The sequence below is a fragment of the Streptomyces sp. NPDC041200 genome (genome assembly GCF_055591805.1).
In genome coordinates, this window is sequence record NZ_JBVIZF010000003.1 from 524,664 (window position 1) to 550,186 (window position 25,523).

General features: G+C 70.1%; 29 protein-coding genes and 1 pseudogene. 17 read left to right on the forward strand and 13 right to left on the reverse strand.

Annotation, left to right across the window (positions count from 1 at the left end; translation table 11 throughout):
* Window positions 1-16 precede the first annotated feature (16 nt).
* Genes ACZ6CL_RS12095 through ACZ6CL_RS12110 form a run of 4 tightly spaced genes read left to right on the forward strand, consistent with a single transcriptional unit; the run spans window position 17 to window position 6,290 of the window.
* Window positions 17-448, forward strand: a complete 432-nt coding sequence (locus tag ACZ6CL_RS12095) for a hypothetical protein (protein ID WP_468934546.1) — start codon at window positions 17-19, stop codon at window positions 446-448.
* On the forward strand, window positions 445-1,110 hold the full coding sequence (locus tag ACZ6CL_RS12100) for a hypothetical protein (RefSeq protein ID WP_468934549.1): 666 nt from the start codon (window positions 445-447) through the stop codon (window positions 1,108-1,110). The genes ACZ6CL_RS12095 and ACZ6CL_RS12100 overlap by 4 nt, the downstream gene beginning before the upstream one ends.
* Window positions 1,110-5,840 carry a putative T7SS-secreted protein gene (locus ACZ6CL_RS12105; protein ID WP_468934552.1) on the forward strand — a complete coding sequence of 1,577 codons (4,731 nt, stop codon included), beginning with the start codon at window positions 1,110-1,112 and terminating at the stop codon, window positions 5,838-5,840. The genes ACZ6CL_RS12100 and ACZ6CL_RS12105 overlap by 1 nt, the downstream gene beginning before the upstream one ends.
* A gap of 33 nt (window positions 5,841-5,873) precedes the next feature.
* Window positions 5,874-6,290 carry a DUF7919 family protein gene (locus ACZ6CL_RS12110; protein ID WP_468934555.1) on the forward strand — a complete coding sequence of 139 codons (417 nt, stop codon included), beginning with the start codon at window positions 5,874-5,876 and terminating at the stop codon, window positions 6,288-6,290.
* A gap of 22 nt (window positions 6,291-6,312) precedes the next feature.
* Here the strand turns inward: ACZ6CL_RS12110 and ACZ6CL_RS12115 are convergent, their stop codons facing one another.
* Entirely contained in the window at window positions 6,313-7,152 is an 840-nt protein-coding gene (locus ACZ6CL_RS12115; RefSeq protein ID WP_468934558.1) for an oxidoreductase, read from the reverse strand.
* On the reverse strand, window positions 7,149-8,060 hold the full coding sequence (locus ACZ6CL_RS12120) for a helix-turn-helix transcriptional regulator (RefSeq protein WP_468934559.1): 912 nt from the start codon (window positions 8,058-8,060) through the stop codon (window positions 7,149-7,151). Before ACZ6CL_RS12120 ends, ACZ6CL_RS12115 begins: the two co-directional genes overlap by 4 nt.
* Before the next feature lie 157 nt (window positions 8,061-8,217).
* On the opposite strand from ACZ6CL_RS12120, the gene ACZ6CL_RS12125 reads away from it, so the two are divergent.
* Window positions 8,218-8,967, forward strand: coding sequence for an SDR family oxidoreductase (locus ACZ6CL_RS12125; RefSeq protein WP_468934562.1), 750 nt, complete (start codon window positions 8,218-8,220; stop codon window positions 8,965-8,967).
* A 36-nt stretch (window positions 8,968-9,003) separates the two neighbouring features.
* Window positions 9,004-9,447 carry a hypothetical protein gene (locus ACZ6CL_RS12130; protein WP_468934564.1) on the forward strand — a complete coding sequence of 148 codons (444 nt, stop codon included), beginning with the start codon at window positions 9,004-9,006 and terminating at the stop codon, window positions 9,445-9,447.
* A 109-nt stretch (window positions 9,448-9,556) separates the two neighbouring features.
* Here ACZ6CL_RS12130 and ACZ6CL_RS12135 read toward each other — a convergent pair.
* Together ACZ6CL_RS12135 and ACZ6CL_RS12140 are read right to left on the reverse strand one after the other, a co-directional pair.
* A pseudogene (locus ACZ6CL_RS12135) lies at window positions 9,557-10,114 on the reverse strand (aminoacyl--tRNA ligase-related protein); the annotation flags it as partial.
* Window positions 10,115-10,424: 310 nt separating this feature from the next.
* Window positions 10,425-11,093: a hypothetical protein gene (locus ACZ6CL_RS12140; RefSeq protein WP_468934566.1), complete on the reverse strand. Its 669-nt coding sequence runs from the start codon at window positions 11,091-11,093 to the stop codon at window positions 10,425-10,427.
* Between the two features lie 240 nt (window positions 11,094-11,333).
* On the opposite strand from ACZ6CL_RS12140, the gene ACZ6CL_RS12145 reads away from it, so the two are divergent.
* Window positions 11,334-11,954, forward strand: coding sequence for a TetR/AcrR family transcriptional regulator (locus ACZ6CL_RS12145; protein WP_468934568.1), 621 nt, complete (start codon window positions 11,334-11,336; stop codon window positions 11,952-11,954).
* Here ACZ6CL_RS12145 and ACZ6CL_RS12150 read toward each other — a convergent pair.
* Entirely contained in the window at window positions 11,941-12,615 is a 675-nt protein-coding gene (locus ACZ6CL_RS12150) for a TetR/AcrR family transcriptional regulator (protein ID WP_468934571.1), read from the reverse strand. The genes ACZ6CL_RS12145 and ACZ6CL_RS12150 overlap by 14 nt on opposite strands.
* 71 nt (window positions 12,616-12,686) lie before the next feature.
* On the opposite strand from ACZ6CL_RS12150, the gene ACZ6CL_RS12155 reads away from it, so the two are divergent.
* The gene (locus ACZ6CL_RS12155; protein ID WP_468934574.1) at window positions 12,687-13,337 is read left to right on the forward strand and encodes a peroxiredoxin-like family protein; all 651 of its coding nucleotides are present in this window, start codon (window positions 12,687-12,689) and stop codon (window positions 13,335-13,337) included.
* Window positions 13,338-13,344: 7 nt separating this feature from the next.
* Window positions 13,345-14,196, forward strand: coding sequence for a class I SAM-dependent methyltransferase (locus tag ACZ6CL_RS12160; RefSeq protein WP_468934576.1), 852 nt, complete (start codon window positions 13,345-13,347; stop codon window positions 14,194-14,196).
* Here the strand turns inward: ACZ6CL_RS12160 and ACZ6CL_RS12165 are convergent.
* From ACZ6CL_RS12165 to ACZ6CL_RS12175, 3 genes are read right to left on the reverse strand one after another with little or no spacing between them, the layout of a single operon-like run.
* Window positions 14,193-14,669: a GNAT family N-acetyltransferase gene (locus tag ACZ6CL_RS12165; RefSeq protein WP_468934579.1), complete on the reverse strand. Its 477-nt coding sequence runs from the start codon at window positions 14,667-14,669 to the stop codon at window positions 14,193-14,195. The genes ACZ6CL_RS12160 and ACZ6CL_RS12165 overlap by 4 nt on opposite strands.
* Before the next feature lie 55 nt (window positions 14,670-14,724).
* Window positions 14,725-14,958 carry a DUF5133 domain-containing protein gene (locus ACZ6CL_RS12170; RefSeq protein WP_468934582.1) on the reverse strand — a complete coding sequence of 78 codons (234 nt, stop codon included), beginning with the start codon at window positions 14,956-14,958 and terminating at the stop codon, window positions 14,725-14,727.
* Between the two features lie 50 nt (window positions 14,959-15,008).
* Complete coding sequence (locus ACZ6CL_RS12175; protein ID WP_468934585.1) at window positions 15,009-15,830, reverse strand: SigB/SigF/SigG family RNA polymerase sigma factor; 822 nt, start codon at window positions 15,828-15,830, stop codon at window positions 15,009-15,011.
* A 555-nt stretch (window positions 15,831-16,385) separates the two neighbouring features.
* Here ACZ6CL_RS12175 and ACZ6CL_RS12180 point away from each other — a divergent pair.
* On the forward strand, window positions 16,386-16,715 hold the full coding sequence (locus ACZ6CL_RS12180) for a hypothetical protein (RefSeq protein WP_468934587.1): 330 nt from the start codon (window positions 16,386-16,388) through the stop codon (window positions 16,713-16,715).
* Here the strand turns inward: ACZ6CL_RS12180 and ACZ6CL_RS12185 are convergent, their stop codons facing one another.
* On the reverse strand, window positions 16,716-17,435 hold the full coding sequence (locus ACZ6CL_RS12185) for an SDR family NAD(P)-dependent oxidoreductase (RefSeq protein WP_468934588.1): 720 nt from the start codon (window positions 17,433-17,435) through the stop codon (window positions 16,716-16,718). It lies immediately after the preceding gene.
* 65 nt (window positions 17,436-17,500) lie between these two features.
* On the opposite strand from ACZ6CL_RS12185, the gene ACZ6CL_RS12190 reads away from it, so the two are divergent.
* Window positions 17,501-18,091 (forward strand): MarR family winged helix-turn-helix transcriptional regulator, encoded by a 591-nt coding sequence (locus tag ACZ6CL_RS12190; protein ID WP_468934590.1) that lies wholly within the window; start codon window positions 17,501-17,503, stop codon window positions 18,089-18,091.
* Window positions 18,092-18,229: 138 nt separating this feature from the next.
* Here ACZ6CL_RS12190 and ACZ6CL_RS12195 read toward each other — a convergent pair whose 3' ends face one another.
* The 4 genes from ACZ6CL_RS12195 to ACZ6CL_RS12210 form a co-directional block, all read right to left on the reverse strand.
* Window positions 18,230-18,637: a DMT family transporter gene (locus tag ACZ6CL_RS12195; protein WP_468934593.1), complete on the reverse strand. Its 408-nt coding sequence runs from the start codon at window positions 18,635-18,637 to the stop codon at window positions 18,230-18,232.
* 46 nt (window positions 18,638-18,683) lie between these two features.
* Complete coding sequence (locus tag ACZ6CL_RS12200) at window positions 18,684-19,004, reverse strand: DMT family transporter (RefSeq protein ID WP_468934594.1); 321 nt, start codon at window positions 19,002-19,004, stop codon at window positions 18,684-18,686.
* A 102-nt stretch (window positions 19,005-19,106) separates the two neighbouring features.
* Entirely contained in the window at window positions 19,107-19,817 is a 711-nt protein-coding gene (locus tag ACZ6CL_RS12205) for a DsbA family oxidoreductase (protein ID WP_468934597.1), read from the reverse strand.
* Window positions 19,814-20,296, reverse strand: a complete 483-nt coding sequence (locus ACZ6CL_RS12210; RefSeq protein ID WP_468934600.1) for a nucleoside deaminase — start codon at window positions 20,294-20,296, stop codon at window positions 19,814-19,816. Before ACZ6CL_RS12210 ends, ACZ6CL_RS12205 begins: the two co-directional genes overlap by 4 nt.
* Window positions 20,297-20,470: 174 nt before the next feature.
* Between ACZ6CL_RS12210 and ACZ6CL_RS12215 the strand changes: the two genes are divergently transcribed.
* The 6 genes from ACZ6CL_RS12215 to ACZ6CL_RS12240 all read left to right on the forward strand — a co-directional run bounded on the left by ACZ6CL_RS12215 (window position 20,471) and on the right by ACZ6CL_RS12240 (window position 25,515).
* Window positions 20,471-20,917, forward strand: coding sequence for a MarR family winged helix-turn-helix transcriptional regulator (locus ACZ6CL_RS12215; RefSeq protein ID WP_468934602.1), 447 nt, complete (start codon window positions 20,471-20,473; stop codon window positions 20,915-20,917).
* Window positions 20,918-21,338: 421 nt separating this feature from the next.
* Entirely contained in the window at window positions 21,339-22,844 is a 1,506-nt protein-coding gene (locus tag ACZ6CL_RS12220) for an AMP-binding protein (RefSeq protein ID WP_468934603.1), read from the forward strand.
* Window positions 22,841-23,095, forward strand: coding sequence for an acyl carrier protein (locus ACZ6CL_RS12225; protein ID WP_468934606.1), 255 nt, complete (start codon window positions 22,841-22,843; stop codon window positions 23,093-23,095). Before ACZ6CL_RS12220 ends, ACZ6CL_RS12225 begins: the two co-directional genes overlap by 4 nt.
* Window positions 23,096-23,188: 93 nt before the next feature.
* A complete protein-coding gene (locus tag ACZ6CL_RS12230) occupies window positions 23,189-23,563 on the forward strand; it encodes an ectoine synthase (RefSeq protein WP_468934609.1) in 375 nt (124 codons plus the stop codon).
* A gap of 82 nt (window positions 23,564-23,645) precedes the next feature.
* The gene (locus ACZ6CL_RS12235) at window positions 23,646-24,815 is read left to right on the forward strand and encodes an acyl-CoA dehydrogenase family protein (protein ID WP_468934612.1); all 1,170 of its coding nucleotides are present in this window, start codon (window positions 23,646-23,648) and stop codon (window positions 24,813-24,815) included.
* A 13-nt stretch (window positions 24,816-24,828) separates the two neighbouring features.
* A complete protein-coding gene (locus tag ACZ6CL_RS12240; protein WP_468934615.1) occupies window positions 24,829-25,515 on the forward strand; it encodes a transglutaminase-like domain-containing protein in 687 nt (228 codons plus the stop codon).
* Window positions 25,516-25,523 lie beyond the last annotated feature (8 nt).

Consider the following 25,523-nt stretch of genomic DNA (forward strand, 5'->3'; position numbering starts at 1 on the left):
AGCACGGGGGTCCACAGTGGAGCTGGTGGAGCATATAGCGGCAGTACGGGGCGGATCGGGCGATCCCGCCGCGATGGTGGGCGAGTTCCGCCGCACCGCGGTACTGGTACCGCTGGTCGATGACGACTTCATGACGGCGACGTACGGCGGAATCCACTGGATCTACGCCTTTACGGACGAATTCGCCCTGGCCCGCTTCGCCGAGGCCCGCGGCGCGGCCCGCGAGGAGTGGGAGTTCGCGACCGTACTGGGGGCCCGGCTACTGGATGTGATGGTCCCCGCGATGGACGGCCCGGCGGGGGTCGCACTGGACGTGGCGGACGAGGACGGCTCGATGATGTTCCCGCCGGTGCAGGGGATCGTCCCGGACGAGGTAGCGGTAGACCTCCCCGAGAGCGAGACCGAGGCCAAGACCAACACCGCAACCGAAACCGCGGCCAAGCGATGAGCGGCAACGGCAACGCCGACTTCAAGGTCACCCAGGAGTCCGTCAGCCTCATCACCAAGGGCCTCCGCGGCGCCATCGGCGAGCTGAAGGACGTGGGCAGCTCCACCGGCGCCCTCCAGGGCAGCGGCTTCACCGACATGACGCTGTCGAAGATGGAGGCCGGTGGCGGCGGCCTGGCCGACGCCTTCGAGGGGTTCTGCGACCGCTGGGAGTGGGGCGTACGGGCCCTGATCCAGGACGCCAACGAGATCGCCAACCGGCTGGGGATCGCGGCGGGCGCGTCCTGGGAGGAGGACCAGTACTGGGGCGGCACGTTCAAGGTGGCCGTCAACGCCCTCTCCCCCACCGGCAATCCGCATGCCACCGAGGAGGAGATCGCCCAGCAGAGCTGGGGCGACGTCCTGCGGCCCGACGCGCCCGACTACAGCGCCGAGTCCTGGAAGCAGGCGGGCGCCGAGATGGGCCAGACCTGGAAGGACACCGGCCGCAGTCTGGTGACCGAGGGGTACGGCGGCTTCCAGACCGGACTGGCGAACGACGTCGCCGGCGTCGACGACCGGCAGTTCGACCAGTCCCTGGACGACACGTTCGGCCCCTCCCCCGAGGAACGCGCACAAGCTCAAGCACAACAGCAGCAGCCCACCCCCGGAGGCGAGCACTGATGGGCCTCGGCGACTTCATACCGGACCCGGTCGAGGACTTCGTCGAGGACCGCGTCGAGGACGTGGGCGACGGCATCGAGAGCGCGGGCAGCTGGACCGCGGACCGGCTGGACGACGCGGGCTGGGAGGGCGGCGCGGACTGGGTCCGTGACAAGAGCGCCTCCGCCGCCAACGCGCTCGGCGCCGACGTCGACGAGTGGCAGCTCGACCAGACCGACGACCCCAAGAAGCTGGTCCACGGCAGCCCCAGCAAGCTGCGGTCCACGGCCGAGCACCTGGCCGACTTCGCGAAGGCGTTCAACAACGTCGGCCGCGGCCTCAAGGGCGTCGACCCCGACCAGCTCATGAAGGGCGTGTTCGCCAACGCCTTCTACAGCAGGGTCTCGGTCGAGCCGAAGAAGTGGTACAAGGCCGCCGACGCCTGCGAGAAGGCGGGCGGCGCGCTGAGCCACTTCGCCGGAACCGTCGAGTGGGCGCAAGCGCAGGCGCAGCTGGCCATCGACAAGTACAAGGCGGCGAAGAATGCGTCCGACGACGCCCGCTCCGCGCACAACGGCAAGGTCGACGCGTACAACGCGGCCGCCTTCAAGTACAACCTCCTGCCCGCCGAGGACCGCGATCCGAGCACGCTGCCGGACAAGCCCGGCGCGTTCCACGACCCGGGCGCCGAGGGCATCAAGGCGGCGGAGGACATCCTCAAAGAGGCCCGGCGTCAGCGCAACGAAGCACACGACGCGGCCAAGAAGGCGGTGGAGAAGGCCCGTGACGAGGCGCCCGCGAAGCCGTCGTACGGCGAGCAGGTCTCGGACGGCTTCGAGGGGCTGAAGCTGGACGCCTCGCACCTGGCGGGCGGCGTCATCAAGGGCACGGCGGGCGTCGTGAACTTCGCCCGCCAGGTGAACCCGATCGACCCGTACAACCTCACCCACCCCGCCGAGTACGTCACCAACCTCAACAACACCGCGGCCGGTCTGGTCCAGATGGCCAACAACCCGGGCGGGGCGCTGAAGGGGATGTACGACTCCTTCACCAAGGACCCGGCGGAGGGCATCGGGCGGCTCCTCCCCGAGCTGATCGGCACCAAGGGGCTGGGCGCGGCCAAGGGCGCCGCGACCGCCGCCAAGACCGCCACCACCGCGAGCAAGGTGGAGTCCGGGCTCGCGCACCTGGCGAAGGACGGCCACGCGCCGCACTCCATCCCGAACGGCGCCAAGACCCCCGGGCCCACCGACCCGGTGGACCTGGCCACCGGCCGGATGTACCTGCCGCAGACGGATGTGTTCCTGCCGGGTCTGCTGCCGCTGACGTTCACCCGGCAGGGGATGTCCGGCTACCGGGCGGGCCGCTGGTTCGGCCCGTCGTGGGCGTGCACCGCCGATCAGAGGCTGGAGATCAGCGCCACGGGCGTCGTCTTCGTCCAGCAGGACGGGCTGCTGCTGGACTACCCGCACCCGGCGCCCGGCGTCCCGACCCTGCCGAAGGCGGGCCCGCGCTGGCCGCTGGAGCGCAACGCCGAGGGCGACTTCACGGTGACCGACCCGGGCACCGGCCACATCCGGTACTTCACCGGCCCGGCGGACGGCGGCGACGGCGACGCGCCGATCGCGGAGATCAGCGACCGCAACGGACACCGGCTGACGTTCGAGTACGGCGCGGACGGCGCCCCGTCCGCCCTCGTCCACGACGGCGGCTACCACCTGAAGCTGAGCACGCGGGACGGCCGGATCACCGCCCTCCACCTGGCGGGCGCCGCCCCGGACGGCTCGGACCAGGAGCTGGTGCGGTACGGCTACACCGATGGCGATCTCACCGAGGTCGTCAACTCCTCCGGCCGCCCCATGCGGTTCGCCTACGACGACGAGCGCCGGATCATCGCGTGGACCGACACCAACGGCCACGCCTACGACTACGTCTACGACAACCGCGACCGGGTGATCGCCGAGGGCGGCACCGAGGGCCACATCGCGGCCCGCCTCCACTACGGCGCCCCCGACCCCCACACCGGCCACCGGGTCACCACGGTCACCTCCGCGGAGGGGAACACCAGCCGCTACGTGGTGAACGAGCGGTGCCAGATCGTGGCCGTGACGGATGGCTCGGGCCATACGGTCCGCACCGAGCAGGATCGTTTCGGCAGGGTGTTGTCCCGTACCGATCCGCTCGGCCGCACCGTCCGGTTCGCGTACGACGCGGAAGGCCGTTGCACCCGGGTCACCGACGCCGCCGGGTTCGTGTCGACCTCCACCTACAACGACCTCGGCCTTCCGCTGGAGATCGCCGAGGCGGACGGTGCGGTCTGGCGCCACGCGTACGACGAACGCGGCAACCCCACCGCCCTCACCGACCCCACCGGGCACACCACCCACCACACCTACGACGAGCGCGGCCATCTCTCCGCGATCACCAACCCGCTCGGCGCCACCACCCGGGTGCGCTGTGACGCGGCCGGGCTGCCCGCCGAGATCACCGATCCGCTGGGCGCCGTCACCGTGTACCACCGGGACGCCTTCGGGCGGCCCACCGCCGTGGTCGACCCGCTCGGCGCGACCACCCGCCTGGAGTGGACGATCGAGGGGAAGCTGGCCCGGCACACCGCCCCGGACGGCGCCGAACAGCGCTGGACCTACGACGGCGAGGGCAACTGCACGACCCATGTGGACGCGAACGGCGGGGTGACCTCCTTCGAGTACGCCCAGTTCGACCAGCTGGTCGCCCAGACCGGCCCGGACGGCGCCCGCTACGCGTTCACCCACGACAAGGAACTGCGCCTCACCCAGGTCACCAACCCGCAGGGCCTCACCTGGAGTTACACCTACGACCCGGCGGGCCGACCGCTCTCCGAGTCGGACTTCGACGGCCGGACCCTCACGTACGCGTACGACGCCACCGGCAAGCTGGTCTCCCGTACCAACCCGCTCGGCGAGACGGTCTCCTTCGAACGCGACGCCACCGGCCGGATCGTCCGCAAGGACGCCGCCGGCCGGGTCACCACCTACTCCTACGACCCGGTCGGCCGACTGGCCACGGCCTTCGGCCCGGACGGCGAGGCCGTGTTCCGGCGGGACAGCGCGGGCCGCCTCACCTCCGAGCTGGTCGGCGGCCGCACCCTCACCCACACGTACGACGTGCTCGGGCGGCGCACCGGGCGGACCACCCCCTCCGGCGCCACGTCCACGTTCCGTTACGACGCGGCGGGCCACCGCACCGCGCTGACCACCTGCGGCCACACCCTCGCCTTCGACCGCGACGCCCTCGGCCGGGAAACCGGCCGCCGGGTCGGGTCGGCGGAGGGCGGCGACGGCCTCACCATCGCCCAGGTCTGGGACCCGGCGGGCCGACTGGCCGAGCAGACCGTCACCGGCCCCTCCGCCCGGCCCCTCCAGCACCGCGCCTACACCTACCGCGCCGACGGCCACCTGGTCGCCCTCGACGACCGGCTCGGCGGCTCCCGCGACTTCGACCTGGACGCCGCCGGGCGCGTCACCGCCGTCCACGCCAAGAACTGGACCGAGACCTACGCGTACGACGAGGCGGGCAACCAGACCCACGCCTCGTGGCCCGACCGGCTCCCCGGCGCCGACGCGACGGGCCCGCGCGAATACCGGGGCACCCGGATCGCCCGCGCGGGCCGGGTCCGCTACGAGCACGACGCGGCGGGCCGGGTCACCCTCCGCCAGAAGAACCGGCTGTCCAAGAAGCCCGACACCTGGCGCTACACCTGGGACGCCGAGGACCGGCTGACCTCCGTCACCACCCCCGACGGCACCGTCTGGCGCTACCTCTACGACCCCCTCGGCCGCCGCCTCGCCAAGCTGCGCCTCGGCGACGACGGCGTCACCGCCGTCGAGCGGGTGGACTTCACCTGGGACGGCAACACCCTCGTCGAGCAGACCACCACCGCCCCCGGGCTGCCCGACCCGGTGACACTCACCTGGGACCACGAGGGCCTGCGCCCGGTGGCCCAGACCGAGCGCATCACCGACGCCACCACCCAGGCCGAGATCGACCAGCGCTTCTTCGGCATCGTCACCGACCTGGTGGGCACCCCCAGCGAACTCGTCGACGAATCCGGCGAGATCGCCTGGCGCACCCGCGCCACCCTCTGGGGCACCACCACCTGGTCCCGGCACAGCACCGCGTACACCCCGCTGCGCTTCCCCGGCCAGTACTACGACCCCGAGACCGGCCTCCACTACAACCACCACCGGTACTACGACCCGGAGACGGCCCGCTACGCCACGCCGGACCCGCTCGGCCTGGAGGCCGCCCCCAACCCCACCGCGTACGTCACCAACCCGCACGCGGCGATCGACCCGCTGGGCCTGAACCCCAAGTTCCCCCACGAACAGTCCCCACAGGGCAGCTTCGGCCCCAGCCCCGGCCCGTTCGGCCGCCCCGACAACGAGGTGGTGCTCAGCGGCCACGGCGGCATCTCCGCCAAGAACGGCGTGCTGACCACTGTGCCCGAGGGAACCCACGTCGCCCTGTACAGCAGGCACGGAGAAACCATCTCGGACGCCCTGGGCAATAAGATCGAGACCGGAAATCCCACCCCGGTACGGGTCTACGGGCCCGGCGAACATCTGCCGGATTACACCCTTTTCCCGCCCAAGGGTCTGAATATCGAGGGAACGCCCGTCACCGTGGACAAAGCGACACCCCTTTCCCATCTGCTCCAGCCCAACATGGGCCGCGTACACTGGGCCGCTTGCCGATCCCTCATGGATTGAGCACGTTCACGAATTCAGAGAGGAAATGGTGCTGTGACACGGTACGAGGACGGCTCCCCGTACGCATACAGCCCCGGGACGGTCCCGTACGGGGTCGAGGCGGTCAACATCGGCTGGCTGGAGAAGGATTCCGCATTCCCGCGCGGCGAGGCACCGGCGGAATTCGTCCAGTCGCTGGCACTGCTGTGCCGGGACGATTCCCGTAACGCCATGCGCGGCCTGTTCCCCTGCCAGCTTCCGCACCAGCAGGACCCCGGATACCCGGTGAGCATCACGGTCGGCGCCCAGGAGGTCGTCCTCGGCAATGCCGAGGTGCGGGTCGTGAACCAGAGCGGCCGGTGGCTGATCGCCCCGAACCTGGTCCACCACTACGTCACCGCGCACTCCTACCTGCCCCCGGCGGAGTTCATCGAAGCGGTGACATCCCGCCGGAGCGCCCCTCGGGAATAGAAGGTTCTTCAGGCGTACTCGTTCACGCGTAGTCGGCCCCGAGGGTGACATCCCGCCAGGTCTCGAACCCGGCCCGGAGGGTGTCCAGCCGGGCGGTGGCGATGTCGTACGCCGATTTGCCGAGCAGCAGCCGCAGCGGCGGCTCCTCGGCCCGGACCGCGCCGATGATCGCCTCGGCGGCGCGGTCCGGATCGCCGGGCTGATGGCCGTACGTGGCGAGGGTGCTCGCGCGCCGGGCTCCGGCGGTCTCGGCGTAGTCGTCGAGAACGGTCGCGGACTGGCGCATCGAGGGCCCGGACCAGTTGGTGCGGAAAGCAGCCGGCTCGACGATCGTCACCTTGATGCCCAGCGGCCCGACCTCGGCCGCCAGCGACTCGGACAGGCCCTCCACCGCGAACTTGGTGGCGTGGTAGTAGCCGGTGGCGCCGAAGGCGGCCAGCCCGCCGACCGAGGACACGTTCACGATGTGGCCGGAGCGGCGGGCGCGCATGCCCGGCAGAACGGCCCGGGTGACGTCGGCCAGCCCGAAGACGTTGGTGTCGAATAGGGCACGGACCTCGTGGTCCTCGCCCTCCTCGACGGCGGCGAGATAGCCGTACCCGGCGTTGTTGACCAGCACATCGACGCGCCCGAACGCGGCCTCCGCCTCCTTGACGGCCTCCGTGACCCTGCCCCGGTCGGTGACGTCGAGCGCGAGGGCCAGGGCGCGGTCCTCGCGCCCGGCGACGAGATCGGCCACCGTCGACGGATCGCGGGCGGTGACCACGGCGCGCCCGCCGCCGTCGAGGACGGCGGAGGCGAGGGCGCGGCCGAGGCCGGTGGAGCAGCCGGTGATGAACCAGACGGAGTGGTGGGTACTCATGCGGAAAAGCCTTTCTGCCTGTGCTGTTCGTGCTGTTCACGCCGCTCGTGCTGCTCGTGCTGCTCGTGCTGCTCGTGCTGCTCGGCGGTGAAACTCCCGAGGAGCGACAGCGCGTGTTCGGAGGGACTGCCCGGGGCGGCCTGGTAGACGACCAGCTGCTGGCCGGGGGCGCCGTTCACCGTCAGCGACTCGTAGTCCAGCGTCAGCTCGCCGACCACGGGATGGTGGAAACGCTTCGTCTCGTGTGCCTTCTGGCGGATGTCGTGGCGGGCCCACAGCCGCCGGAACTCCTCGCTGCGCAAGGACAGTTCGCCGACCGCCTCGATCAGCTGGGGGTCGTCGTAGTCGGTCCCGACGGCCGCCCGCAGCCCGGCCACCGTACTGACGGCCACCCGATCCCACTCCGGGTAGAACTCCCTCGCGTCCGGATCGAGGAACACCAGCCGCAGCAGATCCCCGCTGTAGGTGTGCCCCTCGAACAGGGCCCGCCCCAGGGCGTTGTGCGCGAGCACGGTCAGACAGCGCCCCAGCACCACGGCCGGGGTCCCGTGCCAGCCCTCCATCATCCGCGCCAGCACCGGGCTGACCCGCTCCCCGCGCACACCCTTCCGGCGCCGGGCGGGTACGGGACGCGCCAGATCATGCAGATGGGCCACCGCGTCCTCCTCCAGCCCCAGTACCCGGGCCAGCGCGTCGACCACCTGTGCCGACGGATGCCGCTCCCGGCCCTGCTCCAGCCGTACGTAGTAGTCGGTGCTCACCCCGGCGAGCATCGCCACCTCTTCCCGCCGCAGCCCGGCCACCCGGCGCCGCACACCGGGCGGCAGGCCGACGTCCTCGGGCCGCAGCAGCGCACGGCGGGCCCGCAGGAACTGCCCGAGCAGGTTCTCGCTGTCCACGCTGTCCATGTCTTCGACGCTACGCCCGGGTGGTGGCGGACGGAGCCCCGGAAGGTGGCCGCAATACTCCTACGATGACGCCACCCAGGTGGATCGCGGCCTGGAGCGGCCTCCAGCCCCCAGCAACGCTGGCCCCATGACAACGCGAAGCCACCCCCGTCTCCCCTTGTCCAACCGAACCGCGGTGATCACGGGCGCCACCAGCGGAATCGGCGCCGCCACCGCCCGCCGCCTGGTGGCCGACGGGGCACACGTCGCCGTCCTGGGCCGCCGCGAGGAGCGGCTGAAGGCCCTGGCCGACGAGCTGCGCCCCACGGCCACCGGTACCGTCCTCCCCCTGGCCGTGGACCTGACCGCCCCCGAGGCCCTCGCCACCGCCGCCGACACCATCCGCTCCGCCCTCGGCCGCGTCGACCTCGTCGTGGCCAACGCGGGCGTGATGCTCGGCGCCCCCTTCGAAACGGCGGCCACCGAGGAATGGGACCGCATGCTCGACACCAACCTGCGCGCCCTGCTCCACACCGCCCGCACCTTCACCGACGACCTCATCGCCACCGCCGCCGAGGGCCACCCCGCGGACCTGGTCCACGTAGGCTCCGTAGCCGGACACCTCCTCTACCCCGACTGGTCCGTCTACGCGGCCACCAAGGCCGCCGTGGCCCACCTGACCCGCAACCTGCGCGCGGAGCTCGGCCCGCGCGACGTGCGCGTGAAGAACGTGGAGCCAGGCGTCACCCTCACCGAACTGGGCGAGGACATGCACGACAGGGACATGCGCCAGACCCTCACCCGCATGCGCACCACCCTCACCCCCCTCGCCTCCAAGGACATAGCGGAAGCGATCGCCTTCGCGGTGGCGGCCCCGCCGCATGTGAACATCGCGGAACTGGTGGTGGTCCCGGTCCAACAGGGCTGACAGCCAGCCGCCCACCACCGGACATAACCTTCCGGGGTGAGCGACCTCTTCGAACTACAGCTGTCCCTGGATCTCCCCGGCACCCTGCCCGCCTCTGACCTCGCCCTGATCCGACGCCACCTGGGCGAGGCCGAGGTCCAGGAGCCGGAGACGTCCGACCCCCTGGCGGAGTACCCCCTCCTCTCCGCCAGGGGCCCGGCCCACCGCATCGGCGGAACCCTGGTCGGCGAACTGCTGCCCGGCCCGCGCGGCTGGGCGCTGACCGTACGCCAGGAGGTGCACCCGGACGAGTTCGACGACCTCCGAACCCTCCTCACCTGGCTGACCGCCCGCACCACAACCGTCGGCTCCATCGGCTCCATCCGCTTCCTCGAATCCGATGTCCCCGACGCCTTGATCGCCACCCCGGACGGCATTCACCGCCTGCCCCTCCGCCCCGGCTCACCCGCCCGGCACCTGCTCCCCGGCGGCGAGGAGTAGCGCGCCGCGCGAACCCTCTTCACCACGAAGCAGCCGTCGAGGTCACGCCCACGGCACCCCGAGCCACGCGCCCACCGGGGGCGGTGCGGTCACCGCGCAGCGCCGTGCCCCCCGGCAACGAAAGCCGATACCGCACCGCCCTGATCCCCATCGCCTCATACGCCCGCCGAATCATCCCCAATGCGCCCTCCACCTCCCCCGCGACCTGCTCCGGAGCACAGAAGATGTGGGCGTCATTGAGCTGAATCGACCGCACCCGAGACAACCCACTGAGCACCCCCGACAACTCGGCCCGGTACATCCCGCCCAACTCCGCCATCCTCAGCGGCAGCTCGCGATAACTATGCGCGCCAGCCCGATAGATCACCGCATGATGCGGACACAGACTCGGCCGCAGCACGACCTCCTCACCACCCACATCCATCGGCGGAAACATGTCGTCGCGGTAATGCGCCCAGTGCCCCGACACCTCGTACAACTCCCGCTTCCCGAGCACCGGCGAATACACATGCCGATACCCCGCCCGCCGCTCCTCCCCCCGGATGTACTCCTCCAACGCCTCCCGAACAGCCGCCCCATCCGGCAACCAATACGGCAACCCGGCCCCGATCAACGGATCGGTCCCGAACAACCCCAGCTCCCGGCCCAACTTGCGGTGGTCATGCACAGCGTTCCCCTCACGTCTGCCGAGACGAGCGCCACCACAAGCAGAAGCCCCGGGGCACTCGCCCCGGGGCTTCGGATCAAGACATCGATCAGCGCGCCGGGACTCTGTCCGGCGTCGTCGTCACATCAGCGCGCTTCATGCCACCGAAGCTACCAACCCCGCACCCTGACCGCTCGCCCTTTTCCACCCCATGGACCCCGCAAGCCCCCAGCCTGCCCGCCCGCGATGCCGCACGCACCAGGTCGACTACTGCCCAAACCTGCCACCCCGACGAGAGCGCTTTCGAGATGATCAGAACGAGGCCGAGCACCTACGCCGAACGGGGCACCGGAGACCCCGCCGCGGTGAGGCGTGTGGCGCTGCGGTAGGTGGAGATTCCCACGGCCAGCAGCCAGTAGCTGAAGATCGCCCCCATCAGGGCGGTGGTGCCCCAGCCGTTCGCCGCGTAGAAGTTCGCGGGGGTGTTGCCGAAGAACAGGGACGGCACGAAAGCCAGGTTGACCCCCGCCAGGACGTACGCCGACCTGCTGATCCATCGCGGGAGCAGGTTCGTGCGGGAGATGGCGTAGCCCACCGAGGTCAGGAAGAACGCCAGCATGAGGCGGGAGATCGACCCGTAGAGGATGTAGGTGCCGCTGACGGCGATGGTCGGATCGATCCGGTGGTCGGTGGCGATGACCGCACCGGCTTCCAGGCCGCTGGAGACCAGGGTGACCGTCACGTAGACCAGTCCCGTGGCAAAGGCCATCGAGCCCACCCACTCATATGCGGGGCTGACGCGTTTGACCAGTTCACGAAAGGCCGTCACGAACACGATCAGGAACGCGAGCGCGACAATCCCGATCAGCAGTCTGGCCAGGACGTTCGAGTCCGGCGGCGGACCCGAGTAGATGAAGTACAGGGGCACTTCGACAATGAGGGCGGCAGCGGTGGAGATGCCCGCGATGCCGGTCATACGTCTGGCGAAGGTCTCGTTCATAGGTGGCCCCCGGGGGTGTCCCTGTAGCGGATTCCTCATCCGTTCGTCTGCTGACGACGTCAATCCTGTCGATCGAGGCGCTCGTCGTCGGTGGGTCTGAACACCGGAGATGGGGTGGTCCTACCGACACCCCCTCGGCGGGACGCCCCCCACTAGAGCGAACGCCACGCCCTCGCGCTCTACGAGCCGAGTTCCTCAGCGGCACGGCCAGCCCCCTCACCTGGCGGCCCAGGAGGTGTCATGACGTCAGGCCGCCGTGGACTTCAGCCACGTAAACAGCCACGCCAGGCCCGAGCGGAGCTGACCCGGCAGCGCATACTCGCCGCCGCTGCTCATGTTTTCGCCGAGTACGGCTACGCCGCCGGGACCACCAACCGCATCGCCGAGCAGGCCCGGCTCTCGATCGGCTCGCTGTATCAGTACTACCCGAACAAGGACGCGATCCTGGTCGAGCTGGCGTCCCGTCACCTCGACACCGGGGAGGCCGCCACCCGGCCCCACGAGGACGGAGAGGAGCCCGAATCCCTCGAAGAGATCATCCGCGGATTCGTGCGCACCGTGATCGAGAATCACCTCGACGACCCGCGGCTGCTCCGCGTCATGGCCGAACAGGCGCCTTGCTCACCCGAGTTGCTCGAAAGAATCGCTCGGCACCACCGGGAACGTATCGACTACACCCGGGAGTTGCTGGAGCGCCATCCCGAGGCCCGGGTCGAGGACACCGACGTCGCCGCTCGGCTCATCGTGGCCGCGGTCGAGTTGCTCATCCACCAGCTCATCGCGTCGCCCGATCCCGTCGACACCACCCGGCTGGAGAACGAACTCGTCGCGATGTTCACCCGCTACCTCACCCTCGCGTAGCCCCCGCCCCCGCGCCCGCGCCCCCGGGCCCGCCCCCGGACCCGGGCCCCGGACGCAGTCCGCGCAGCAGCACGGTGAGCCCACCGATGAACTCCCGCTCGGCGCTGACGTTCCGTGCGTCCCGCGCGGTTTCGGTCATGTACGGGAACTCGTCCGGCGGCAGGGCGGTGAAGGCGACCGTACCCTCGCCCGACAGGGGCCCGAGGTGTTCCAGCTGGATCGCCCCGATGACGTAACTGAGCAGGCTCCGCAGCGCGATGACCCGTCGCTCACCCGTGAAACCCGCCTCGGTGAGGATGGCGAGCACCGCCTCCGACCAGCGCAGCCCACTGGGGGAACGGTGCCGGTGGGTGAGCGTCAGCGGGACGACCTCCGGATGGACACCCACGGTGTCGCGCAGCCGCCGCGCCATGACCTCGACGCGCTCCCGCCATGGCTCGTCCGGTGGCGGCGGCTCGGTGTCGACGGCGCCGAGCACCAGCTCGACGACGAGCCGCTCCAGCTCATCGCGGTCGTCCACGTACCGATAGAGGGCCATCGTGCTCAGGCCGAGTTCCATGGCGACCGTACGCATCGACAGCCCGGCGAGCCCGTCGCGGTCGATGACGGTCAGCGCGGCCGCGGAGATCTGCCCGGGGGTGAGGGAACGGGGTCGTGGCATGAGGGTTGACAGCGTACGGCATACGCTTACGCTCGTAGGTGTACGGCCTACGCCTACGAAGGGGGAACTCCATGCACCGCACATCCCAGCACCGCACGCCCCGGCACCGCACGGTCCTGCGCCCCGGCGACCAGGTCACCGCCCGCGAGCTGAGCCCCGTCACCGGACCCGCGCTCACCGTCCCCGCGACCGACGGACGCCTCACCCATCTGCAGTTCCGCCGGTTCTCGGGCTGCCCCGTCTGCAATCTGCATCTGCGTTCGATGGCCGTCCGGCACGCGGAGATCGAGGCGGCGGGCATCCGCGAGGTCGCCGTCTTCCACTCCCCCGCCGACGAACTGCGGCCGTACGCGGGCACGCTCCCGTTCGCCCTGATCGCCGATCCCGGCAAGCGCCTGTACGCCGAGTTCGGCGTCGAGTCGGCACCCCGCGCACTGCTGGACCCCCGGGCGTGGCTCCCCGTACTGCGGGCCCTTCTGCGCAGTACGGCGATGCTGGTGCGCGGGCGCGAAGGCCTGCCGTCCCGGCGTCAGCCACACGGCCGCCTCGGCCTGCCCGCGGACTTCCTCATCGCCCCCGACGGGACCGTCCTGGCCGCGAAGTACGGCGGACACGCGTACGACCAGTGGTCGGTGGACGAGCTACTGAGGTTCGACGCAGGCCAGTTTCACGAGGGCGGAGCGCACGAGGGCGGCGTCACCGGGGCGCGGACCCTGCGATAGTGAGCCCATGACCGACGCGTACGAGCGGATGATGCGGGCCAACCAGGCGAACTGGGACGCCCGGACCCCCGTCCACCTCGCCAGCCGGTTCTACGGGCTCGACGGGGTCGACGGGGTCGACGGGGTCGACGAGGAGCCCGACCCGTCCCGCTGGTTCGCCCCCTGGGAGTGGGACGACCTCGGCGAGCTGGCCGGTCGCGACGTGCTGCACCTGCAGTGCCACCTCGGCACGGAGACGATCGCCTTCGCCCAGCGCGGGGCACGGACCGTCGGACTCGACTTCTCCGCGGCGTCCGTGACGGCGGCGACCGGCATCGCGGCACGTGCGGGCCTCGACGTGAGCTATGTGCGGGCGAATGTGTACGACGCCGTGGAAGCCCTCGGCGGACGGCGCTTCGACGTCGTCTACACCGGCAAGGGCGCCCTGTGCTACCTCCCCGACCTGGACCGCTGGGCCGGTGTCATCGCCGGACTACTGCGCCCCGGCGGCCGCCTGTACGTCGTGGAGTTCCACCCCCTCCTGGGCGCCCTGGGCCCGAAGCCCGCCCCCGGAGAGGGCCCCGAACTCCTGCTCCGCCACGACTACGTGGGGGGCGGCGGCCCCGTACACCGCGACGCGACGCACACCTACACCGACGGCCCGGCCGTCGAGGGCGCCACCGACAGCTACGAGTGGCCGCACGGCCTGGGCGACGTCATCAACGCCCTGACCGGAGCGGGCCTGAGCATCCGCCGCCTCCGCGAAAGCCCCGAACTCCCCTGGCCCCGCTGGCCCCACATGACACCCACCCCCACCGGATGGTGGCAGCTCCCGGAACCCCGTATCCCGCTCCTGTACGGGCTCCTGGCCCACCGTTAAAGGGACCGCTGCAGAAGCAGGGTGTCGATCCACCGGCCGTGCTTGTGGCCGACGGCGGTCAGCCGCCCGGCGTCGGTGAAGCCGAAACGCCGGTGCAGCGCGGCCGAGACGTCGCTCCCGGTGTCGGCGATGACCGCGATCATCCGCTGCTTCCCGGCCCGGGTGGTTTCGGTGATGAGGGACTCCAGCAGGGCGCTGCCCAGTCCCCGGCCGGTGGCGTCGGGGGCCAGGTAGATCGTGTCCTCCACCGTGTACTGGTACGCGGGCTTCGGCCTCCAGGGGCTGGCGTACGCGTACCCGGCCACGGCCCCGGACACTTCGGCGGCCAGGAAGGGCAGGCCGCGATCGGTGAAGGCCTCCAGCCGCTGCTCCCAGTCGGCAACCGTGGGAGGAGTGCTGTCGAAGGTGATCACGGTCTGCTGGACGTAGTGGGCGTAGATGTCGGCCACGGCCCGCAGGTCGGCGCGGGTCACCGGGCGGATGAGGGCGCTGTGGGCCCGATCGGGGTCCGGGCCCACAGGCGGGTTCTCAGGCTTCGGGGGCAAGGACGGAGTCGTCTTCCGCTCGGGCGCCGGGGAGCTGGTGGCGGGCTGCGATCAGGGCGGCGTCGATGTCGTGGGTACCGGTGGCGGTGCACAGCGTGTAGACGACGTCGTCGAGCCGCTGTTGGGCCTCCGGGCCGCCGCTCTCGGCGTGCAGGGCGTGGAGGGTCTCGTACTGCTGGACGAGGTCGGCGAGAACCGCGGGGTGGGCCATGAGCACGGCGGGCTCCTCTTCGTTCTGCGTAACGGTAGCGGTACGGGCGCGGGGTGTCAGGCGGCCGCCGGGAGGGGCCGGGGCTGCGGCTCGGCTTCGACCTCTTCGCGGATGGTGCGGCAGCTGCGCGAGATGAGGCGGGAGACGTGCATCTGGGAGATGCCCAGCTCCTCACCGATGTCGGCTTGGGTCATGTCGCGGAAGAACCGCAGGTAGAGGATGTGCTGCTCACGCTCCGGCAGCCGCCGCAGGCAGGGCTTGACCGCTTCGCGGGCGATGACCGTCTCGTAGCGTGCCTCGGGGCGGCCGAGGGTGTCGGCCAGCGAGTAGCCGTCGTCCGAACCGGCCAGCTCGACGTCCAGGGACAGGGAACGGAAGCTGTCCATGGCTTCCATGCCGGTCAGCACGTCCTCCTCGTCCAGACCAGCGGCCTCGGCGATCTGCGCCACCGTCGGGGAACGGTCGGCGCCCGCCGTGGCGGCCAGCTCCTGGAGGGTGGCGCGGACCTTGTTCCGCAGCTCCTGCACCCGCCGCGGAACGTGCAGGTCCCAGCTGCAGTCGCGGAAGTACCGCCGCAGCTCGCCCACGATCGTGGGGATCGCGTACGGCTCGAAGGGGCCTCCGCGCCGCGGGTCGTAGCGGTCGACGGCCTTGACCAGGCCCATCGCCGCGACCTGCTTCAGGTCATCCAGGTTCTCCCCGCGGTTGCGGTAGCGACCGGCGAGGCGGTGGGCCATCGGCAGCCAGGCCGCGACCAACTCCTCGGCCAGGAGGTCACGCTCAGGGCCCTCGGGGGCCGCGGCCAGCCGTTCGAAGTCGGCCGCGGTGTCGGGGGCGTCGTCGTGACGATGACGGGTGTGCGCGGATGTGGTGCTCATCGGTGTCATCTGTCCTGCTCCCTGCTCGTCGCTGTTCAGCAGAGCGGGAAGCCAACACGGCACATCTGGGGCCCACAGCGCGTACGCGTGGCTCCCGCCAGGTGTGCCTGCTTTCCGAAGCACCTCAGTCACTGACTCTTCTAGCCCAGCTCGCTGACGTCAAACCGTTCTCCCTCGTTCGGTGCGACGACCGCGAAAGAGGGAACCCGGGGCCGCGACCACAGCGCCGAGAGGAGGTCACCGTGCCGCATGGCAGGTGGGCACGGGCGGGGCAGCGGCTGGGGCGGTGGCGGGACCGGGCCCGACTCCCGGGCGGACGCCATCTGCAGGCCCTGGAGCTGATCGGCAAGAGCACCCTGGCGGCGGGTGCCTCGTGGTACGTCGGTCATGACGTGGTGGCGGCGCAGACCCCCGCCTTCGCGCCGTTCTCGGCTGTGCTGATCATGCAGGTGACCGTCTATCAGCGGCTACCGGGACGTCATCGACGCGCTCGAACGCGTCACCCACCAGCTCGCCTCCCTCACCCGCACCCTCCACCGGTGGCCCCGGAACGACGTGGGCGACGCGTGCGACAGCTTCCTGCGCGACTACGCCGATCTCCTGGAAGCGTTCGCCCAGTTCACCCGCCCCTTCGGCGAGATCGACGAGACCCGGCTGCCCTGCCAGGCCGAGGAGCTGTGCGCGGCCGCCACGGTGGTCCAGGACAAGCGCGCGCGGCTGGTCGACCACGCCCAGAACTCCTCCCTCGCCCTGAACGACCCCTCCCGCCCGTACAGCATCCTCCTGGCGGAAGCCACCCGCCTGACGGAGGAGGCCCAGCACTCCTGCGACATCCTCCGCCACCGCTGCGGCGCCCCGGCGAGAGACCGGCCGGTGGGAGTCTGATCAGCGGGTCGTGTGGGCGCCTCCGTTCACGTTCAGCACCTGGCCCGTGATGTGGCGGGCCGCTGGGGAGGTGAGGAAGGCGACCGCTCCCGCGATGTCCTCGGGGGAGCCCGGGCGGCCCGTGGCGGTGGAGGCGATCAGCCCCTCGCGGCGTTCGTTCGTCAACTGGTCGCGGAAGAACTCGGTGTCGGCGATGTAACCGGGGGAAACGACGTTGGCGGTGAGGCCGCGCGGGCCGAGCCGGGCGGCCAGGTCGAGGTTCCAGGTGGCGAGTCCGGCCTTGGACGCGCCGTAGGCACCGGCTCCCTGGTCGGCGGCGATCGACCCGATGTGCACGACCGCGCCGCCGGAGGCGAGCCGGTCGTCCACGCACCGTGTCGTCAGCGCGGCGGTGACGAGGTTCGCGTCGAGGTTGGCGCGGAAGTCCCGGGCGTAGGAGGCGAGGTCCGACTTTCCATCGGCGTCGAAGTCGGTGTTGCCACCGGCGTTGTTGACGAGCACGTCGAGCCGGTCGGGCAGCTCGGCCAGCAGCTCGGTGAGGGCTTCGGGTTGGGTGTGATCGCAGACCAGGGCGCGGACGCCCGCCTCGTCCGCCAACTCCTTGAGCGGGCCCGGGCGGCGACCGGTGACGATGACCCGCTCCCCCTGCTCCGCGAAGTGCCGGGCGATCGCGCGGCCGATGCCCGTACCGCCCCCGGTGATCAGAACGTTGCGTGGCATAAACTGGCTCCCCTCACGTATTCAGACCTAAATTTAGACCTAAACGTAAGCGAGGGAGAGGTGCCGTGGCAAACGAACGCAGGGTGGCGGGCGACGACGGACACGACAGGCAGCCGACGGACGACACCGGGCACGACCTCGCGCGGGACATCGCCGACGACTGGGAGCGAGAGCGCCCCGGGACCCCCGTCTCCTCGATCCGGATCGTCACGCCGGTCTGGCAGCTGGCCAAGCTCTTCGGCGACGACCGGCGCCGGGTCCTCAACCAGGCCGGGGTGGACGCCGCCACCCTTGACCTGCTCAGCGTCCTGCGCCGCAGCGGACCTCCGTACACGCTCAGCACCCGCGAGCTGAGCCGCCGTTCCCTGGTCACGGCAGGCGCCATCTCGCAACGCACCGCCCGCGCCGAACGCGAAGGGCTGGTCACCCGCCAGGCCGTCCCGGGCCGCCTCCGCGCGGTCGAGGTCACTCTGACCCCGGCGGGCCACGACCTGGTCGAGGCGACCGTCGACCAAGTGCTCGGCCGTGAGACCGAGTTGCTCGACGGCCTGACCCCTGACGAGCAGACCCACCTCACCTCGCTGCTGCGCCGCCTCCTCCAGGACGTGCAGCACCGCCTCGGCGACAGCCGGATCACCCACGTCGGCGAGGAATGACGCCGCGGCGCCGCCATCGGACGTCACCGCTCCCGCGGCACAGGGCCTCCTGACGCTCGTGGACTTCAACGGTCCCGAGCCGATCAGGAGGCCCTGCTGTCATGGCTGCTTCGATCGAAGACCAGCACGTGGGGGTGGCTAGGACCTGGCGGCGATCCCCTGGGCGCTCTCCGGCGCGACCACCGGCTCCTCGGTGCCCTCCGTCCGGTCGGCGAGCTTGAGCCAGACCACTCCGGCGATGATGACGCCCAGCCACAGGGCCTTGGCCCCGGTGAGCGTCTCGTCGAAGAAGACCGGGCCGAGGACCGCCGCGCCGACCGCGCCGATTCCCGCCCAGACGGCATAGCCGATGCCGACGTCGATGGTGCGCAGGGCGACGCTCAGCGCGTAGAGGGTCAGCAGGAAGAACACGACAGCGACCAGCGACCACGTCAGACGGGTGAAGCCCTCGCTTCCCCCGACGGAGAGCGCGTAGCCGACCTCGAACCCTCCGGCGAGGAGGAGCATGAGCCAGGCCTGAGCCGGGTTGTTATGGGAGTTGGACATGTCCGTGAGTCCTTTCGCGGGGATGAGTCAGGTGGTGGCGGGAGGCTCAGGCGCCACCGCTGAGCTGGAGGCCGACGACCCCAGCGATGACGACGGCGATACCCAGCGCCTTGCGCCAGTTCAGGCGCTGGCCGAAGAGGACCGCTCCGAGAACGGTGATGCCGATACCGGCGACGGACGTCCAGAGGGCGTAGCCGACGCCGACGTCGAAGGTGAGCAGCGCCTTGCTGAGGAAGTAGGTCGCGATGGCACCGCTGACCAGGGTCGCGATGGTCCACTGGCGGTTGGTGAAGCCCGCGGCCTTACCGGCTGCGATGGCGACGGTGATCTCGAAGATGACGGCGATGGCGAGGTAGAGCCAGTGCACGGGGAGGTCCTTTCAGATGAATGGCGGTCAGCGTGGCGGGATGTGGGCACGGCGAAACCGCGGCCCGACGAGACGTCAGGTGGGTAACCGGTCCGGGTCAGATCAGCACCCGTCGACTCCGCAGGCGGCACCTCGGGCGACGGCCTGGTCGGCCTGGGCGTCGAGCACGGCCTTGCGGATCTGGGCCGCGGCGGGGACGCCTTCCATGCGGTGGCGTTCGCCGATGATGATCGTGGGAGCGACGGAGACGCGGTACGCCTCGGCGGTCCGCAGCGCCTCCTGGTGGGCCTTCGTGTACGTACCGGCGGTCAGCGCCCCGGTGAAACCGGCCTCGTCCAGGCCCAGTTCCGACGCGATGTCACCGAGGACCTCCAGCTGACCGATGTCCCGGTCCTCCTGGAAGAACGCCCGCAGCACCCGCGGGGTGTATTCCGCGCCCTTGCCGTGCTCGGCCGCGTACTGGTAGCCCTCGAACGCCAGCCGGGTGTAGGGCTGTGGCGAGACGGTGGGCAGGGTGATGTCCACACCCATGCGGCGGGCCATCGGATAGACCGCACGGGCCCAGATCGCGGGCAGGTACTCGTCCTCCGGCCGCAGCGTCGGGGTCGGGTGGGGCCGCAGTTCGAACGGCATCCACTCGATGGCGACGTCGAGGTCGTGGGTGGCCTCGTGCAGTGGGCCCTCGGCAAGCATGCAGAACGGACAGACGTAGTCCGACCAGACCTTGATACCGACCGTGCCGCTTTCCGTCCCCGTGCTGGCTTCCGCCCCCGTGCCGGCTTCCTTCTCGGTGCTCGTTTGCGTCTCCGTCACATCCGCCTCCGGTTCATGGCGAGGAATTCTTCGAACGGCTTCGTCCCCTCCGGGATCTCCAGCGAGGTCACCTTGATCTGCCAGGACTCCGGGTCCTCGGCGAAGATCGAGTACGACCCTGAGTAGTCGAAGCCGTAGCGTGCGGCCGTCTTGCGGTCGGCCACGTGGACGATGTGGCTGACGCTGAAGTACAGCGACGCCATGTAACACAGGGCGCAGGGCTCGCCGGAGGCGATCAGCGTGGCCCCGGCGGTGGCGTGCAGCCCGTACTTGGCGGTGGCCTCACGCAGCGCGACCACCTCGGCGTGCGCGGTGGGGTCGTTGTCCTCGCGTACGCGGTTGAAGCCGGTACCGAGGATCTGGCCGTCGTTGACCACCACACCGGAGAACGGGATGCCGCCCTTGGCGACGTGCTCGCGACTGATCCGCACCGCCTCACGGGCGTACTCGGTCAGCTCACTCTCTGCGATCTTGGGCAACTTTGCTCCCCGTCTCGGGCCGCGGTGGGGCGGAGCAGGATGACACCGCCAATTGTTGCTTGTACGTGCATGCTCTTTGACGACAGACGATCGGGTGGGCATGTCAAGCGAGCGGCCTAAGCTTGCATGAACATGTATCTTGTTGTCAACGCGCCACCTGAGAGGGAGCTGCCCATGACCACGATCTCCTACGCGTCGGCCGCCTCGTCCGACCAGGCCATGTGGGGCCGGGTCCTCACCCTGCACGCACAGGTGGAGCATCAGCTCACCCAGGCCCTGCAGCGCAAGCACGGCATGGGGCTCTCCGAGTTCCGCGCCCTGGAGTGTCTCGTTCAAGCCAGCGACGGCGAGCTGCGCATGCAGGAACTCGCCGACAAGGTAGGCCTTGGACAAAGCTCGGTGACCCGGCTGGTCGGCCGCCTCTTCTCGGCCGGCTTCGCCTTCCGTGACCTGTGCCCCGACGACAAACGCGGTGTCTACGCGGTCATCACCGACGACGGCAGGCAGCGCTACGCCGACGCGCGCGGCACCTACTCCGAGGTCCTCAGCGCGGCACTGAACACCGCCGGAGCCACCCCGGATCTGGCCGGTACTGTACAGGCGCTGCGCAGCGCCCTCTGAGCCGCACCGCGCCTCCTTCCGGTTCCGCCCCGGAGAAACCGCCTCCCGAAAGCCGTCCCCCGGGACGGCTTTCGGCGTTTCCATGCCCAGCCGAACATGCCCGGATGAACGCCCAGTTCCACACCAGACCCCCTTCCTTAAGCGTTGCGACACCTAGGTGAAAGGCGCCGCAACGACCCGGACATACTTCATCAAGCAAACATATGCTTTCGCCCGGCCCACCCCCTGGCGAGTGATGTGCGTCACGGGAACAAGTGACAAGTACATGCTTGACTCTGCATAGATCGCGGGTACGGTTAACCGCGGCTCGATCACGGGGGAAGTGATGCGGGGCCGGCAGAGCAAGATGCCGCCGTGCTCCGCGAGTTCTTTGGCGCGACTCATGCGCCACCACCCTCCCCTTACGCATGGTCACTTTCGCATGGACAAATGCACGACTGGGGGAACTGTGCCATTACCACGCCTTTTTGGCGCGCTGGCCGAGCATGCCAGACGCCGGCCCGATCACCTGGCCCTGATACGGGGCGAGCAGCAGGTGACGTACCGCCAGCTGGTGGACCTCGCCGAGGACTTATCCGGCGCCCTGGACCGTCTCGGACTCGACCGGCGACAGCCGCTGTGCGTACCGGCACATAAGACACCCACCACGATCGCCCTGCTCATCGGCGCCTTCCGGGCCGGATACGCGGTCCTGGCGCCCTCGCCCGAACTGGGCTCCTCCGCCCGTGCGGCGATCGCCGCGCAGGCCCGCTGCTCCCAGGTGCTGACCGTCGATGACCAGGGGGTTCTCGACACCGTCCCGGTCGTTCCTGACGAGCAGGCCGCGCAGGGCTTCGACCTCGCGGACCCCGCCACCGCTCCCCTGCTGCTCACCACCTCCGGCTCCACCGGAACACCGAAGATCGTGCCCATCTCGGCCGACGCCTTCGGCCGGTTCGCCGACTGGGCGACCGACCGGTTCCGCCTCACCGAGCAGGACACCCTGCTCAGTTACGCGCCCCTGAACTTCGATCTCTCCCTGCTCGACGTGTGGACCGCGCTGCGGCTGGGCGCCCGGACCGTTCTCGTCGCACAAGACCTCAGTACGGACGCCCGCCACCTGCAAGAACTCCTCACCCGGCACGAGGTGACCTTCGTCCAGGGCGTGCCCATGCTGCACCGGCTGCTCACCCAGGACGGTGCCGTCCATCCGGCGGTCCGCACGGTGATCTTCACCGGGGACGCCATGCCACCACCCCTGCTGCGCCAACTCGGCAAGGCCTTCCCCGGCGCCGGTTTCCACAACGTCTTCGGGTGCACCGAGACCAACGACAGCTTCATGCACGACACCGACCCCGCGGGGGCCGGTGAGCGGACCCCCATCGGGCGCCCGCTGCCCGGGGTACGGGCCCTGCTGCTCGACGGTGAGGGGAAGGTCCTCGACGGCCCCGGCACCGGTGAACTTCTCGTGACCACACCGTTCCAGACCTTCGGATACCTGCAACGCTCCCGCAACGAGGGGGTGTTCGTATCGGCTCCCGACGGCGGCGACGAGGTGTTCTACCGCACCGGCGACCTCGTCAGCCGGGACGCCGACGGCCTGCACTGGCTGGAGGGGCGCACCGACTTCCAGGTCAAGGTCCGCGGGGTGCGGACCAATGTGCAGGAGGTCGAGAACGTCCTGGCGGCTCACCCCGAGGTCGCCGAGGCCGCCGTCGTGGCGATCCCCGACCCCGAGGCCGGCTACCGGCTGCACGCCCAGGTGACCCGTCGCCCCGGTACCGCGCTCACCTCGCTGCGGCTGCGCTCGCACAGCGCCGAGCGCCTGCCCCGCCATGCCATCCCGTCCTCCGTGCACGTGAGCGACATCCCGGTGCCGCGCACGTCCACCGGAAAGCCCGACCGCAACCTCATCAAGGCAACACGACAGAAGGGAAATCCCGCATGAGCGCCCTGGACGAAATTCGCGGCTATGTCGTCACCGAGTTCCTTGACGGAGAGGACACGGCGGACCTGACCGCCGAATTCGACCTCATCGACAACGGAGTCGTCGACAGCCTGGGCCTGGTGCGGATCGTCTCGCACCTATCCCGGACCTATGCGATCCCCATCGACGACATTCCCCTGACCCCGGACAACTTCCGCAGCATCCACGCCATTTCGGCATTCGTCGAGAACGCGACGAAGACCGCCGCCTGAGCCGACGCCCGGCTTTCCGCAGACGACCTACAGAAATTCCCGGAACGCTCCAAAAGACGTTCCGGAAGAATCCATCACCCACGAGGAGAAACCGTGATCGTCCGCAGCACCAGCGAACTCGTCCCCGTCGAGTGGGGCAACGGCACCAGCCACCGCCTGCTCACCGAGGCCGACGGCATGGGCTTCGCCGTATGCGAGACCCTGGTCCGCAAGGGCACCAAGAGCGCCCTGCAGTACCGCCGTCACCTCGAGGCCTGCTACTGCACGGGCGGCTCCGGTGAGGTCGTCACCGCGTCCGGTGAGCGCTACAAGATCTCCGAGGGCACCGTTTACGCCCTCAACGAGAACGACGCGCACTATCTCATCGCCTCCGACGACGAAGACCTCAGACTGATCTCCGTCTTCAGCCCGGCCATCCGCGGCGACGAAAAGCACTCGCTGTCTCCCGACGGTTTCTCCCAGTACTAAGGACCGCGTTCCGGGGCCCGTCCCGCCAAAAGCGGCGCGGGCCCCGGCCCCGACCAGCGACGTACCGGAAGGCAGCAGACGTATGACACCCGCACCGTCCGCACAGCGGACCGCACCGCAGACCGCACCGGCCCCGTACGCCCTCGCCGCCCCCTGGGCGGACGAACTCAACCTCGACGTCGAGGAATGGGATACCCGCGCGGAGTTCCCCTGGGAGAAGTGGAAGACGATCCAGCGCTCGGGGCTGCTCGCCGTACCGTTCGAAACCCGGTACGGCGGCCGTGGCGGCACCCTGACCGACACGATGAGCGCCCTGGAGGGCCTCGGGCACACCTGCCGCGACTCCGGGCTCGGCTTCTCCGCGTCCACGCAGATCGTCAGCGTCGGCGTCCCGCTGCAGGCGTTCGGCTCCGAGGAGCTGAAGTCCCGTTTCCTGCCCGGGATCATCAGCGGCGAGCTGATCACCGCACACGCCATCACCGAGCCGGACAACGGCTCCGACGCCCTGAACATCTCCACCACCGCGATCCGGGACGGCGACGACTACGTCATCGACGGCGGCAAGATGTTCATCACCAACGCCCCGATCGCCGACCTCTTCCTGCTGTACGTACGGACCGGCAAGCCCGGCCCGTTCGGCCTGAGCGTCTTCCTGGTCGAGCGGGACTCCCCCGGCCTGCGCGTCGGCGAGCCGCTCGGCAAGATGGGGCTGCGCACCTCCCCGCTGAGCGAGGTGACCTTCGAGGGGCTGCGCGTGCCCGCCACCCGGCGCATCGGCCTGGAGGGCGCCGGTTTCCTGATCCTCGACCATGTGATGAAGCGGGAGATCCTCTTCTCCTTCTCCCTCACGCTCGGCGAGATGGAACACCGTCTGGAGCGGGTGCTCGGGTACGCGAAGTCCCGCCGCCAGTTCGGCGAGCCCATCGGCTCGTTCCAGGGCGTCGCGCACAAGATCGCGGACATGAAGATCGCGGTGGAGACCGCCCGCAAGTGGCTCACCGACACCGGCGCCAAGGTGGAGTCCGACCAGGACGCCGCGATCGACATCGCCGCGACCAAGACCGTGGTCAGTGAGGCCAACAAGCGCACCGCGCTCGACGCCGTCCAGATCTTCGGCGGTCAGGGCTATCTCACCGCCACCGGCATCGAGCGGGACGTCCGCAACGCGATCGGCGGAACGATCTACTCCGGCACCAGTGAGATCCAGCGCAACCGCATCGCCTCCCTCCTGGGCCTGCGGTCCGGAAGCTGACGAAAGGCTCACCATGAACGCCCTCACGCCGGACGACCTCCGGCGGCTCACCGCGCCCACCGACTTCTTCGACTACGAGAGCGACGCCGTCCAGTCCTTCATCGACGAGGCGGTCACCGACCGTGGCGCGGACAAGCGCCGGCTGGCCGTCGAGCTGTACTACGCCGTCCGCGACGACGTCTTCTACGAGGTGTACGGGGCCGACCTGTCCCCGCAGGGGCTGCGGGCCGGACACATCGCCGCCACCCGCAAGGGCTTCTGCCTGCACAAGTCGGTGCTGTACGCGGCGGCCTGCCGGGCCGTGGGCATCCCCGCCCGCGTCCACTACGGCGATGTGCGCAACCACCTCGCCTCCGACCGGCTGCGCGCCCACATCGGCGGCGACGTGTTCTTCCACGGCCTCAACTCCGTTCACCTGAACGGCACATGGGTCAAGGCCACTCCGGTCTTCAACAAGATCCTGTGCCGCCTGTACGGGATGAAGCCACTGGAGTTCGACGGCACCGCCGACAGCCTGCACCACCCCTTCGACGACCAGGGCCGCCAGAACATGGAGTTCCTGGCCGACCACGGCGGCTTCGAGGACGTTCCCTACGAGTTCGTCATGGCGAACATGCGCCGCAAGCACCCCGGCTTCCTGAACGACACCGGCAGCGGCACGGTCCGCGGCGGCTCGCTGGCCGCCGAGGCGACCGCCTGACCCGGCCC

Bases quoted from the DNA above. Each gene is read 5' to 3' on its own strand.
- ACZ6CL_RS12225 (WP_468934606.1), top strand. From the start codon at position 22,841: ATGAGCGCCCTGGACGAAATTCGCGGCTATGTCGTCACCGAGTTCCTT.
- ACZ6CL_RS12155 (WP_468934574.1), top strand. From the start codon at position 12,687: ATGCACCGCACATCCCAGCACCGCACGCCCCGGCACCGCACGGTCCTG.
- ACZ6CL_RS12195 (WP_468934593.1), bottom strand. From the start codon at position 18,637: ATGTCCAACTCCCATAACAACCCGGCTCAGGCCTGGCTCATGCTCCTC.
- ACZ6CL_RS12175 (WP_468934585.1), bottom strand. From the start codon at position 15,830: ATGAGCACCACATCCGCGCACACCCGTCATCGTCACGACGACGCCCCC.
- ACZ6CL_RS12120 (WP_468934559.1), bottom strand. From the start codon at position 8,060: ATGGACAGCGTGGACAGCGAGAACCTGCTCGGGCAGTTCCTGCGGGCC.
- ACZ6CL_RS12235 (WP_468934612.1), top strand. From the start codon at position 23,646: ATGACACCCGCACCGTCCGCACAGCGGACCGCACCGCAGACCGCACCG.
- ACZ6CL_RS12185 (WP_468934588.1), bottom strand. From the start codon at position 17,435: ATGCCACGCAACGTTCTGATCACCGGGGGCGGTACGGGCATCGGCCGC.
- ACZ6CL_RS12140 (WP_468934566.1), bottom strand. From the start codon at position 11,093: ATGAACGAGACCTTCGCCAGACGTATGACCGGCATCGCGGGCATCTCC.
- ACZ6CL_RS12220 (WP_468934603.1), top strand. From the start codon at position 21,339: ATGGACAAATGCACGACTGGGGGAACTGTGCCATTACCACGCCTTTTT.
- ACZ6CL_RS12100 (WP_468934549.1), top strand. From the start codon at position 445: ATGAGCGGCAACGGCAACGCCGACTTCAAGGTCACCCAGGAGTCCGTC.
- ACZ6CL_RS12145 (WP_468934568.1), top strand. From the start codon at position 11,334: ATGACGTCAGGCCGCCGTGGACTTCAGCCACGTAAACAGCCACGCCAG.
- ACZ6CL_RS12215 (WP_468934602.1), top strand. From the start codon at position 20,471: ATGACCACGATCTCCTACGCGTCGGCCGCCTCGTCCGACCAGGCCATG.
- ACZ6CL_RS12105 (WP_468934552.1), top strand. From the start codon at position 1,110: ATGGGCCTCGGCGACTTCATACCGGACCCGGTCGAGGACTTCGTCGAG.
- ACZ6CL_RS12150 (WP_468934571.1), bottom strand. From the start codon at position 12,615: ATGCCACGACCCCGTTCCCTCACCCCCGGGCAGATCTCCGCGGCCGCG.
- ACZ6CL_RS12160 (WP_468934576.1), top strand. From the start codon at position 13,345: ATGACCGACGCGTACGAGCGGATGATGCGGGCCAACCAGGCGAACTGG.
- ACZ6CL_RS12115 (WP_468934558.1), bottom strand. From the start codon at position 7,152: ATGAGTACCCACCACTCCGTCTGGTTCATCACCGGCTGCTCCACCGGC.
- ACZ6CL_RS12240 (WP_468934615.1), top strand. From the start codon at position 24,829: ATGAACGCCCTCACGCCGGACGACCTCCGGCGGCTCACCGCGCCCACC.